The sequence below is a fragment of the Sphingomonas qilianensis genome (genome assembly GCF_039614825.1).
Taxonomy (GTDB): Bacteria; Pseudomonadota; Alphaproteobacteria; order Sphingomonadales; family Sphingomonadaceae; genus Sphingomonas; species Sphingomonas qilianensis.
Genome location: NZ_JBDIMF010000002.1, coordinates 118,202 through 130,170, shown reverse-complemented (window position 1 = coordinate 130,170; position 11,969 = coordinate 118,202). Strand labels below are relative to the sequence as shown.

The 11,969-nt window shown below is 64.7% G+C and carries 10 protein-coding genes, 1 tRNA gene and 1 pseudogene; 8 read left to right on the top strand and 4 right to left on the bottom strand.

All coding sequences use genetic code 11. The annotated features are described in order from the left end of the window. Positions 1–74: 74 nt before the first annotated feature. Positions 75–1,568 (bottom strand): glucose-6-phosphate isomerase, encoded by a 1,494-nt coding sequence (gene pgi / locus ABC969_RS07155; RefSeq protein ID WP_345863998.1) that lies wholly within the window; start codon positions 1,566–1,568, stop codon positions 75–77. Between the two features lie 103 nt (positions 1,569–1,671). On the opposite strand from pgi, the gene lepB reads away from it, so the two are divergent. From lepB to era, 3 genes are read left to right on the top strand one after another with little or no spacing between them, the layout of a single operon-like run. Continuing rightward, on the top strand, positions 1,672–2,505 hold the full coding sequence (gene lepB, locus ABC969_RS07150; RefSeq protein WP_345863997.1) for a signal peptidase I: 834 nt from the start codon (positions 1,672–1,674) through the stop codon (positions 2,503–2,505). Beyond that, positions 2,502–3,209 carry a ribonuclease III gene (gene rnc, locus ABC969_RS07145; RefSeq protein ID WP_427916126.1) on the top strand — a complete coding sequence of 236 codons (708 nt, stop codon included), beginning with the start codon at positions 2,502–2,504 and terminating at the stop codon, positions 3,207–3,209. Before lepB ends, rnc begins: the two co-directional genes overlap by 4 nt. Continuing rightward, entirely contained in the window at positions 3,206–4,108 is a 903-nt protein-coding gene (gene era, locus ABC969_RS07140) for a GTPase Era (protein WP_345863996.1), read from the top strand. The genes rnc and era overlap by 4 nt, the downstream gene beginning before the upstream one ends. Before the next feature lie 139 nt (positions 4,109–4,247). On the opposite strand, the pseudogene ABC969_RS07135 reads toward era, so the two are convergent. Beyond that, positions 4,248–4,945, bottom strand: a pseudogene (locus tag ABC969_RS07135) (NAD-dependent deacylase). 64 nt (positions 4,946–5,009) lie between these two features. Beyond that, entirely contained in the window at positions 5,010–5,717 is a 708-nt protein-coding gene (locus tag ABC969_RS07130) for a LuxR C-terminal-related transcriptional regulator (protein WP_345863995.1), read from the bottom strand. 123 nt (positions 5,718–5,840) lie between these two features. Here ABC969_RS07130 and ABC969_RS07125 point away from each other — a divergent pair, with 123 nt between their 5' ends. The 4 genes from ABC969_RS07125 to ABC969_RS07110 all read left to right on the top strand — a co-directional run bounded on the left by ABC969_RS07125 (position 5,841) and on the right by ABC969_RS07110 (position 8,635). Beyond that, positions 5,841–6,893 carry a potassium channel family protein gene (locus ABC969_RS07125; protein WP_345863994.1) on the top strand — a complete coding sequence of 351 codons (1,053 nt, stop codon included), beginning with the start codon at positions 5,841–5,843 and terminating at the stop codon, positions 6,891–6,893. A 139-nt stretch (positions 6,894–7,032) separates the two neighbouring features. After that, positions 7,033–7,761 carry a 4-hydroxy-tetrahydrodipicolinate reductase gene (gene dapB, locus ABC969_RS07120; RefSeq protein ID WP_345863993.1) on the top strand — a complete coding sequence of 243 codons (729 nt, stop codon included), beginning with the start codon at positions 7,033–7,035 and terminating at the stop codon, positions 7,759–7,761. Then, positions 7,758–8,429 carry an endonuclease III gene (nth, locus tag ABC969_RS07115; protein ID WP_345863992.1) on the top strand — a complete coding sequence of 224 codons (672 nt, stop codon included), beginning with the start codon at positions 7,758–7,760 and terminating at the stop codon, positions 8,427–8,429. Before dapB ends, nth begins: the two co-directional genes overlap by 4 nt. A 129-nt stretch (positions 8,430–8,558) precedes the next feature. Then, positions 8,559–8,635 (top strand) — tRNA-Arg (locus ABC969_RS07110). Positions 8,636–9,683: 1,048 nt separating this feature from the next. On the opposite strand, the gene ABC969_RS07105 is transcribed toward ABC969_RS07110, so the two are convergent. Further along, complete coding sequence (locus ABC969_RS07105; RefSeq protein ID WP_345863991.1) at positions 9,684–10,847, bottom strand: hypothetical protein; 1,164 nt, start codon at positions 10,845–10,847, stop codon at positions 9,684–9,686. A gap of 95 nt (positions 10,848–10,942) precedes the next feature. On the opposite strand from ABC969_RS07105, the gene ABC969_RS07100 reads away from it, so the two are divergent. Continuing rightward, positions 10,943–11,947, top strand: coding sequence for a hypothetical protein (locus ABC969_RS07100; RefSeq protein WP_345863990.1), 1,005 nt, complete (start codon positions 10,943–10,945; stop codon positions 11,945–11,947). Positions 11,948–11,969: the final 22 nt, after the last annotated feature.

The following is an 11,969-nucleotide window of genomic DNA, read 5'->3' as shown; positions in this document are numbered from 1 at the left end:
AGTTATCGATTCAGGCGGTATTGCGTGAGGCGCGGTGGGCCCCGGAACAAGTCCGGGGGTGACGCCGTAAAAAATCAACCAAACGCCCGCTTGATCAGATCATCGGTCGAGGCATCGAAGCTCTGCCCGCCCTCGACCGCCGCCTTGGCCATTTCCTTGCCCAATTCGACGCCGAACTGATCGAACGAATTGATCCCCAGCAGCACGCCGTTCACGAACACGCGGTGCTCGTAAAACGCGATCAGCGCGCCCAGCGAGCGGGCATCGAGATCCTCCAGCAGAATCGTGGAGCTCGGCCGATCGCCCGAATAGCTGCGCGCGGGATCGTCGGTCTGCTTGCCCGCCATCAGCGCCGCCCCTTGCGCAAACGCGTTCATCAGCAATTGCCGGTGATGCTCGTCGCCCAGCGTATCGCCCGGTTCGATGCACGCGACGAATTCGACCGGCACGAGATGCGTGCCCTGGTGCAGCAGCTGGAACACGGCATGCTGCGCCTCGGTGCCAACCCCGCCCCAGGTAATCGCCGCGCTAGGCCGGCCGAGCGGTGCGCCATCGATCGTCACCGCCTTGCCGTTCGATTCCATCTCCAGTTGCTGGAGGTACGGCGGCAGCAGCTTCAGCCGCTGGTCATAGGCAAAGGTCGCACGCGTCTCGGCATGGCGCACCTGCGTGTAATACAGGTCGGCAAAGGCGGCGAGCGCCGGCGCATTCTCGTGCAACGCGGTCAGCCGGAAATGCCGGTCCATCTCGGCAGCACCTTCGAGCAATTCCTCGAAACACTCCCAGCCCAGCGCCAGCGCCGCCGGAAAGCCAATCGACGACCACAAGGAATAGCGCCCGCCGACGCTCTCGCTGAACGGCAGGATGCGCGTTTCATCGACACCCCATTCCAGCGCCTTGTCCGGATCCGCGGTCAGCGCGACGACCTTGCCGTACACATCCGACACGCCGTGCTCTGTCATCCATTGCAGCACGCTTGTCGCGTTGGTCATCGTCTCGGTGGTGGTGAAGGTCTTGGAGGCGATCACCAGCAAGGTCGCATCGGGATCGAAGCGCTTGAACGCATCCTCCAGCGCCACGCCATCGATATTGGCGACGATCGCCACGTCGTAACGATCCATATCACGGCCCAACGCGTCGATCAGCAGGTCCGGCCCCAGCGCGGAGCCACCGATTCCGACATGCAGGATATGCCGCACGGGGCCCAGCGCATCGGCTTCGATCGCATCGATCAGCGCGCGCATCCGCGCCTGCAGCGCGCGCGCCTTGGCAACGCTTTCCTCCGCCCCCTCGCCACGCTCGGCGGTATGCTCGACCGCACGCCCCTCGGTCACATTGACCACCTCGCCAGCGAACAGCGCCTCGCGCTTGGCGCTCAGCCCCTGCGCCTTGGCCAGCGCCGCGAATGCCGTCACTGCCTCGGGCGTCAGATGCGTCTTGGACCAATCGAAATGCAGCCCCGCGACATCCAGCGAAAAGCGCTCGAGCCGCCCGCTGTCCTGCTCGAACAGATCGGTCAGCTTGGGGGCGGGCAGCGCCTCGATCGCGCTCCAGTCGGCAGTCGGCATCGTTCACCTCGGCATTGGTTCGTGGGCTTCTAGATCGGCCTAGCGGCTGCCCGTTACAACCGCCAGCTTGACGCTTGCCCGCCGCCGCCGCAAACCGCGCTTCATGCCCGATACCGATACGCTCAGCGCCACCGCCGCGCCCGCCAAACCGCGCTCCGAGACGCGCGAAACGGTGACCTTCCTGCTGAAACTGGCGATCGTCGTGCTGATCTTCCGCAGCTTCATCTTCTCGCCGTTCAGCATTCCGAGCGAATCGATGCTGCCGCGGCTGCTGATCGGCGACTATCTGTTCATCTCGAAATGGAATTACGGCTATTCCAGGCATTCGCTGCCGTTCAGCGTGCCGCTGATCCCCGGCCGCATCTTCGCGAGCCTGCCAACACGCGGCGATGTCGTCGTGTTCAAGGCGCCGCCGGGCAACAAGGTCGATTATATCAAGCGCGTCATCGGGCTGCCCGGCGACACCATTCAGATGCGGGACGGGCAATTGTTCCTCAACGGCGCGGCCGTGCCCAAGGACCGCGTGGCCGATTTCACCATTCCGCTGACGCCCAATTTCGGCGAGCGTGAGTGCGGCGCGGCCTATCTCGATACCGACGCCAACGGCCAGCCGATCTGCCGCTATGAGCGCTTCCGCGAAACCCTGCCCGGCGGGCGCAGCTATTTCGTGCTCGATCGCGGCACCACCGTGGCCGACGATACCGGCATCTTCACGGTCCCTGCCGATCACGCCTTTCTGATGGGCGACAATCGCGATGACAGCGCCGACAGCCGCTTCCCGCAGGTTGAGGGCCAGGGCATCGGCATGGTCCCGCTCGAAAATCTCGAAGGCAAGGCAGTAATCGGCTTCTTCTCCACCGATGGCAGCGCCTCCTGGCTGCTGCCCTGGACCTGGTTCTCCGCCGCGCGCTGGAGCCGCATCGGGGAAGGCTTTTGAGTCTATCCCCCATCGGAAATTTGGGCGTCGGCAGTTTGGGCGACTGGCTTGAATCGATCCTCGGCCACCGCCCGACCGATCTCGCCCCGTTCGAACGCGCGCTGACCCATGGCAGCCAGGCCAAGGCCAATTACGAACGGCTCGAATTCCTCGGCGATCGCGTGCTCGGCCTCATCATGGCGGAATGGCTGTTCACGCTGTTTCCCGGCGAACCCGAAGGCGCGCTGTCCAAGCGGCTCAACGCGGTCGTCACCGGCGCGGTGTGCGCCGATGTCGCGCGGGGCCTGGGCGTCGCGCAGCATCTCAAGCTTGGCAAGCAGGCGCGCGACGATGGCGCGACTGATAGCGACAATGTGCTCGGCGACGTCATGGAGGCGTTGATCGGCGCGCTCTATCTCGATGCCGGGCTGGACGCCGCGCGCCACGCGATCCGCACCGCCTGGGGGGATCGCGTCAAGGCGCAGAGCGTCGCGCCGCAGCATCCCAAATCGGCGTTGCAGGAATGGGCCGCCGCGCACAATCGCCGCACTCCGGCCTATGACATCATCGATCGCTCCGGCCCGCATCACGCGCCGCGCTTCACCGTGAAAGCGAGCATCGGCACGCTCGCCGAAGCGACCGCCGAGGGCAGTTCGAAACAGGAAGCGGAAACCGCCGCCGCCGCCGCCTTGCTGGCGACGCTGACCAACGGAACCAGAAAATGACTGAAACAACACAACATTGCGGCCTGATCGCCATTCTCGGCGCGCCCAATGCCGGCAAGTCCACGCTCGTCAACGCGCTGGTCGGGCAGAAAGTCGCGATCGTCAGCCCCAAGGCGCAGACCACGCGCGTGCGGCTGATGGGCGTGGCGATCGAGGGCGACACGCAATTGCTGCTGGTCGATACGCCCGGCATCTTCGAGCCCAAGCGCCGGCTGGATCGCGCGATGGTCTCCGCCGCCTGGGGCGGCGCGGAGGGCGCCGACATCCTCGCGCTGGTGGTCGATGCCAAGGGCGGGCTGGGGTCAAAAGTCACCGGCATCGTCGAGAGCATCGCCGGCCGCTCCGAGCCCAAATATCTCATCCTCAACAAGGTCGATCTCGCCGACAAGGCCAAGCTGCTCGTCCATGCCGAGAAATTGAACGCGCTCGTGCCGTTCCAGGAAACCTTTTTCGTCAGCGCGACCACCGGCGATGGCCTTGCCGATCTCAAGGCGCATCTGGCCAAGGCCATGCCCGAAAGCCCGTGGCATTATCCCGAGGATCAGGTCTCCGACGCGACCGAGCGCAGCCTCGCCAGCGAAGTCACGCGCGAACAGCTGTATCTCCAGCTTCACGCCGAATTGCCGCAATCGAGCGCGGTCGAGACCGAGCAGTATAACGAACGCCAGGATGGCTCGCTCGAAATCCACCAGCAGATCCTGGTCGAACGCCCCACGCAGCGCGCGATCGTGCTCGGCAAGGGCGGCGCCCGCATCAAGGAAATCGGCGCGCGCGCCCGCGCCGAACTGAGCAGCATCATGGGCCGCCCGGTGCACCTCTATCTGCACGTCAAGGTGAAGCCCGGCTGGGACGAAGAACGCGACGTCTACCGCGACATGGGGCTCGACTGGGTCGACTAATTCCTCCCCCAGCTTGGCTGGGGAGGGAGACCACTCGGCTCCTCAGCCGAGTGGTGGAGGGGTTACGAAGCAGCGCGACGCTCAAGGCCTACCCCTCCCCAGCTACGCCGCGCCCCCTTCCCGAGCAAAGGGGAGGATTTTAGGCCAGCATCTCCTCAACCCATTCCGGCACCACGGCGCCCGCCGCGCCCAGCCGCACCTCGTTGAAAACACGCTTCCCGCCGACGGCTCCAAATTGATCTCCATCGTCCGCGCGCCGTAATAACGCGCCGTCTGCACGAACCCCGCCGCCGGATACACCGCGCCCGACGTGCCGATCGACACGAACAGATCGCAGTCCTGCACCGCCGCTTCGATCCGTTCCATGTCGTGCGGCAATTCGCCGAAGAACACGATATCCGGCCGCACCGCCCCCGCCCCACAAGCGTCGCAAACCGTCCCCACCGGCATAGCCCCGGCAAACGCCCGCCGCGTGCCGCACGCCGCGCACAATGCCGAATTCAGCGCGCCATGCATGTGCAGCAACCGCTTGGCCCCCGCGCGCTCATGCAGGTCATCGACATTCTGCGTCACGATCAGCAGATCACCCGCCCACGCCGCATCCAGCCGCGCCAGCGCGGCATGCGCCGTATTGGGCTCAACACCCGCCAGCGCCGCCCGCCGCCCATCATAAAAGCGATGCACCAGCGCGGGATCATCCGCCAACGCCTCCGGCGTACACACATCCTGCACACGGTGCCCCTCCCACAAGCCGCCGGGGCCGCGGAACGTGGCGATGCCGCTTTCCGCCGAAATCCCTGCGCCGGTAAGGATTACGATGTTTTGGATGTCCCGCATTGCAGAGCTTTACGACGCCAGTGCCGACATCACCATCGAGTGGTCATGCCTTTTTTAGCGCGCGTCAGTTCCCTTCAACAGCGAAGGCAAGCTCCATCGGCCGGGCCGGCACGCCCGAACGTCCCGTGAAGTTCATATAGGGTGACCGATTGAAGCCGATGCGATACCGCGCACCGGGTTTGGCCGTGCAGCGCAGCGAAAAGGTCCGCGCGTCGTCCGACAGGGTCGGGCGCGGCGCGCAATCCGGATATGTATCGGGCGAGATCCGCACGAACGAATAGCTGCCGTCGCGCATTGGCTGATCGAAAGTGACGGACAGAGTGAACGGTCCCGGCGGGATGACGGCGTCTGCCGCCGGCAGCGTCGCCACAATTCTGGGCCGGTCGGATGCCGCCGGATCATTGCGCGCGGCCTGATTGCCGATCACCGCAAGACCGGCGGAAACGATAATTATCATGACGAAAGCTCCCGGCAAAATAATGAAAGCGGAACGCAGCGGACCGCCCGCCTCGCTGCGCCCGCCGTCCTCAGCCCCGAGCGGTCCCGCGCCAACCCCGAAAATTTCGCCCCCAATTTCTTGTGCCCTTGCGCCGTCGATCTCGGCGAGCTTCCTCGCGGCCTCCCGACTGCTGGATGCGCCGAGCGTGCGCCGCGCCGTACGCAGCCGTTCGTTGATCGTGTGCACCGATAGCCCAAGGGCGTGCGCGGAGGATTTCGCATCATGCCCCTGCGCCAGCAGGCGCAATACCGCCCGCTCGCGCGCCGATAACATTTCGTGTCGTTGGTCCACCGCATGCCCCCCGGATCAGCCTCGCGACGGTACCGTGGGGCCGCCGATTTGCAAAGGATCAGCCCGGCATAGCCCCCCACCCCAAACCCCGCTAAGCCCGGCGCCATGCGTCCCCGCAAGCCCGATCATCATCTGACGCTGCACCGCAAGAGCAGCACCCCGCCCTGGCTGTCGCTGCTGCTGCGCATCGGGCTCGCCTTCGCCCTGATCGGGGTCGCGCTGGCCATCTTCTGGTTCGATCGGGCGGGCCTGCGCGACAATAGCGATGGCACGATCACGTTTCCCGATGTCGTCTATTTCACGATCATCACCATCACCTCGGTCGGCTATGGCGATATCGTGCCGGTCAGCACGCAGGCGCGGCTGATCGACAGCTTTCTGGTCACGCCGATCCGGCTGTTCGTGTGGCTGATCTTTCTTGGCACGGCGTATGATTTCCTGCTCAAGCGGGTGTGGGAGAAGTGGCGTATGACGGTGATCCAGCAGAAACTGACCGGGCATATCGTGGTGGTCGGTTACGGCACCAGCGGCTCGGAGGCGGTCAGCGAGCTGATTCGCCGCGGCGCTACGCCCGGCTCGATCGTGGTGATCGACGACAGCGAGGCCGCGCTCGATCTGGCCAAGGAATGCGGTGCCACCGTGATCCACGCCGATGCCGCGCGCAACGCCACGCTCGAGGCGGTCAAGCTGGCGCATGCCAAGGCAGTGATCGTCACCGCGGGGCGCGATGACACCTCGATCCTGATCGTGCTCACCGCGCGCCGCGTTGCGCCCAACGTGCCGATCAGCGTGATCATCCGCTCGGCCGATAACGAACCGCTGGCGCGACAGGCGGGCGCCGATACGGTGATCAACCCGGCCAGCTTTGCCGGGCTGTTGCTCGCCGGCTCCACCCACGGCCCGCATATCGCCGATTATATGGCCGATCTCGCCGCGGCGGATGGTCGCGTCTCGCTGCACGAGCGCCTCGTTCATGCCGACGAGGTGGGCAAGCCGCTCACCGCGCTCACCACCGGCCTCGGCGTGCGGCTTTACCGCCACGGCGCCTGCCACGGCTTCTGGGAGCCCGAGGCGCGCGCGCTGCAAGCGGGCGATGCACTGGTGGAAATCGTCCCGCGTGATGAACCCACCGGCGATCGTCCGACAGACGAGGCATAAAGTTCTGTCCAATAAGACCCACTTTATGGCACCATCAACGACATGGCGACGTTGCGGCGCTTTGCCCCCAAGCCGGCCCGGCGCGCGATGCGCCAGGCCTGACCTTAGCCTAACATTCTAGTTCCGGACTGCATAACTCATGACGAAAATCGGCATCATCGGCAGCGCCGGACGGATGGGGCAAGCGCTTGCCGCGGTTATTCCCGATATGGGCGCCACGCTGATCGGCGGGATCGATGCCGGCGGCGATCCCGTGCGGCTCTCAAACGAAGCCGACGTGCTGGTCGATTTCTCCGCCCCCTCGGCGCTTGAGACGACGCTCGCCGCGGCGCGCGCGGCGGGCACGCCCATCCTGATCGGCACCACCGGCCTGACGCCCACGCATCATGCGCTGATCGACGCCGCCGCCAGCGACATCGCCGTGCTGCAGACCGGCAACGTGTCCCTGGGCGTCACGCTGCTCGCCAAATTGGTGCGCGAGGCGGCCGCCGCGCTCGGCGCCGATTGGGATATCGAGATCCTCGAAATGCATCACCGCCACAAGGTCGATGCGCCCTCGGGCACCGCTTTATTGCTTGGCGAAGCCGCCGCGGCGGGCCGCGAAACGACGCTCGCCGAAAGCCGCGTGTCGGATCGCGCGGGGCTCACCGGCGCGCGCAGCGAAGGCACGATCGGCTTTGCGTCGCTGCGCGGCGGTTCGGTCGCCGGCGATCACCAGGTGATTTTCGCCGGCACCGGCGAACGGATCGAGATCGGCCACCGCGCCGAGGATCGCGCGATCTTCGCCAAGGGCGCGATCACCGCAGCGTTGTGGCTCGTCGGCAAGGCGCCGGGCCGCTACACCATGGGGGAAGTGCTCGGCCTGTGAAGAAGGCGGAAGTCTTCGAGTTTTACCGCCGCCTGGCCGAGCACGATCCCGATCCGCAAACCGAGCTTGCGTACGGCAATCCCTTCCAACTCGTCGTCGCAGTGGCGCTGTCCGCGCAATCCACCGATATCGGCGTCAACAAGGCCACGCGCGCTTTGTTCGCCGAGATCGATACGCCCGAGCAGATGCTCGCGCTCGGCGAGGAGGGGCTCAAACAACACATCAAGACCATCGGGCTGTTCAACACCAAGGCCAAGAATGTCATCGCGCTCAGCCGGATGCTGGTCGATGAGTTCGGCGGCGCGGTGCCGTCAACCCACGACGCGCTCGAACGCCTGCCCGGCGTCGGCCGCAAGACCGCCAATGTCGTGTTGAACGTCGCCTTCGGGCAGCAGACCTTTGCAGTCGACACGCACATTTTCCGCGTCGGCAATCGCACCGGCCTCGCGCGGGGCAAGACCCCGCTCGCGGTCGAACTGGTACTCGACAAGGTCACCCCCGCCCCGTTCCGCGTCGACGCCCATCACTGGCTGATCCTGCACGGCCGCTATGTCTGCAAGGCGCGGACGCCAGAATGCTGGCGCTGCATCGTCCGCGATCTCTGTGCGTTCAAGCCCAAGACCGCCGCGCCGAAGAGCGCACGTTGCAAGACAATAGCGGATGCGTAAGCGCCTGCGCGGCATCCGGGGCCGCCCGCGGTGCAAGGTGCGGCTGGGGAAGATCCGGCGGGCGCGCTAAAGGTGCACTAAACAGGCTAGCGTCGATCGCGGGGCTTTGCTACGCGCTTGATCTGGCCGGCACCCGTAGCTCAGCTGGATAGAGCGCTGCCCTCCGAAGGCAGAGGCCGCTGGTTCGAATCCAGCCGGGTGCACCATAATTTCAGACACTTAGCAGTTCGCTGCCCGGCCCGTATGGAATAAGTACGGAAAGTCGGGTTTTGAGATGGGCTACAATCCTCGATGAACTGAAGCAGTCGGACCGTCACTTTGGCCATTGTGGCATCATGTCAAAGGATGCCGACCCCCACCACATATGCGGCAAATGCGTTAGCGACCTGCCCATGTCGAAGCGCATCGCGATCGGCGGTGAGGAATGTTTCGCTATAAGCACGAGCTGGCGAATCTGCTGGCGGCAAGGCAAGTTATCGCGCCGTAGCGTATTCAGTACAGCCGCCCCTCCTTGAGGCCGATATGCGGAGATCAAGTCAGTGCGGACGACAAAGCGTCGGCGCGACCGAATCGCCGACCTGCGCCGCCACACGGGGATGTCGACCGCGACTGTTTATCGGCGGGTGGAGTAACTCGTTCACCTTGCGTTCTGATGACCTTTGCCATATCCGCTGCGAATGCCACTGCCAGAGCAGATTGATTGCGACTAGCGTTCAGCGCCTAAGGAGAGGTCGAACATGGGTTTGTCGGCTTTGCCGCATGGCTCGCCGACCTCCGCCGCAGTTGGCAATCCCGACTGTATCGCTATCTGCCTCGATCAGAATACAAAGCGCTGGTGCTCACACCGACCGGCCGAGCCGAAGCGTCACTGTTCTGGGTGGCGGGTATCGGCGGCTTCATCATCTTGCTAATTTCGACGCTGGTCATCTTCCCCAAAATCTGGACGTAGCAAGACGAGTTGCGCTGCGTCGCGGAGACTCAACGCCAAACGGGGGCGTCTTTTCCGTCGACGAACGGGTGGGCGGGACGGCAGAAGTTGGGACAAAGGCGTCGTTCCGGCACGGTCTGCTGAACGACAGCTAGCGCCAGATCCGGCCGCTCGTGGGGCAACGTCCCGTCTTATCGCCTACGGCGCAACTGTTGTGGGGGCCGGACAGTCCGCTTCGAGCGTCCAACCGCAAATGCGGACGCTTCAAAACCGGACGGTTGCGACCAGCGAGCAACAATTGAGCTGCGACTAAGGCTAATTTGCACTCAACTCACAAATGCCCTTTCGGCACTCGTCAGTTCGACAGTGCCGCGCAAGGTTTTGATCAACGTACCGCGCGGTGCACGGCGTGTCGCGATATGTGCAGCCGTGCTGATCGGCGGTTCGGCGCATGCGCTTGCCTCGATCACGCGGTTGATTCCCGCGACCGGATTCGGCCAGCCTGGCGGAAGCGAGCCGACTACTTTGCCGAAGACCACGCGGCGTTCTTCAGTATTAGCGAGCGCGGCCGCGTTGACCGGGGCAATGATATGCGTCTCGACATTGGGGCCCTGCCAGTTCCACGGCGGCGTCGCACCAATGCATAGACAGAGATCCCCTATGACCGCCGGTCGCGGTGCGCCCGGATACCCTGCGGCACTGTCGGCAGGATTGGTCAACCGGGTAAGAAACCAGAGCTGCTCGTTGAGCGCGGACAGGCCAACCGCCGCTCTGTCGCCGGTCGCCCGCTTGCCGTAGAGCACGACACCGGTACCGATGAACGGGCGCAGCCGCTCCTGCATCGCGGCATCGTCGATCGCGATCTGTCGCTCGGAGCTGACCCGCAGCACCACTGGCCCGCCTACCACGCCATTATCGAACAGGCGGCCCTGAGCCCAGTCGTTCCAGTCGAGCCCGGGCAGGGCCATGATCGGTGCAGCCTCCTGGACGTGGATCTGTCCAGTGCCGTCGGGCCAACCTACCACGGCGATTTCGTAGGCCCCCCCGGCGAATGCACTGAGGTCGCCGGCAAAACACTCCAGCGGATCATCGTTGCTGACCAGCGGAAACTCTCGCTGCCCGACCGACAGCACCAGGCGCTGTCCCAATTCCTTGGTAGTGGCAACCAACTGGACTGTCCCGCGCAGCATCGGTGGCGAAGGAGTTTCGCTAACCTCCAGACCGAAGGCGCGCACCGCGTCGAGCGAGAAGCTCGCGAACGGAGCGGTCAAGGCCTTGCCAACCGCAACGATGACGTCGCGATTGCTTGCGATCGCGGCCGCATCGACCTGCGGCCGCAGCCAACTCGCAATTGAATCGGCAAGGCTACCCGTCGCCCGCACAGTCGTGATTAGCGAATCAAGCCACTTTACTGCACCGACCGGCTCGTTGTTAAAGAACGGCTCGAAATCCTTGCGGCGATCAAACTCAATCGATACTTCGATTGGCATAGTTCTCCTACCCCTTAAGCTTACAGAATTGGGCTCCAAGCAGTATTGCTCGCGCTTGCGGCGTGGTCTAGCCTCATTTTTTTAGGGGGGTGCGCGTGCCTACCGAATCCGATCTCCTCGCTTTTCGCGAACAAGCGCGGGGCCGGCACCAAGCCAACAGCTGGGTCGCCCAAGCCGAACAGGATCAAGTCTTGCGTGGCCTTTTGGGCAGCGTTTCTGACGCCCGTGTGGCGGGACTGCGGCCGGTCGTTTGCGTCGATCTCGATCTGACCACGCTGCTCGCCCCCGCCAAATCGGTCGATGTGCTGATGCAGCTTGTGCCGACCATCACCGAGATGCCGGTTTCGCCGCGCTGCGCCGAGATGATCGACCTACTGGCGGCGATCTGGCGGGGCGAGCAAGATGCCCTGCTGCCGGGTTACACATCTTCTGCAATCGCAGCATACGGCGTGTTCATGGCCGCCTGCCTCGAAGCGCGCACTGGCCTGCCGTTCGACCAGGATCGCGATGCTTGCGAAACCTGGATTGCCTCGTCGGTGCACGGACAGCTCCGCAACGGCTACTGGAACCGCGACGTGGAGCGTGACGCGTTTTCGCCCGGATTTTCGGGCTTTGCATCGGAGCTCGTAGCAGCCGGTGCGACAATCGTCTTCCTCTCGAACCGCGACCCGTCGCTGCGGGCGATCTCACTTGCCTCGCTGTCCGGGCTGCTCGCCGGTGCGGCCCCGATTTTCGCGTTCTTCGGGCCGGGGGGCTCACCGTTCGATGCCTCGTCTAAGGCGGTAGCGGTGCAGTGGATCGAAGCGGGGGTCGGGGCGGGGGTGCATTTCGGTCGCGCGGTCGATGGGCAAACTGTTTTCGACGAGGCCGCACTGGGCGGCATGACTGGCGAACCGCAGGCGATCGTCGCGGTCATCGACGATCGCGCGGAGAACCGGCATCAGATCGTCGCCGCGGCAATTCAGTCGGCCGCGCGCCTGAATGCGGTAGGACTTCCGCCGCCGCGCGAGATGGCCTGCGCGGCGCCCGGTTTCTGTCCGGAGATCGAGATTGTCAGCACGGCCGATGCGCTGAGTTCGTTCATAGTCGGGGAGCAGTGATGGTCGATCCCGTTCGAGCCGT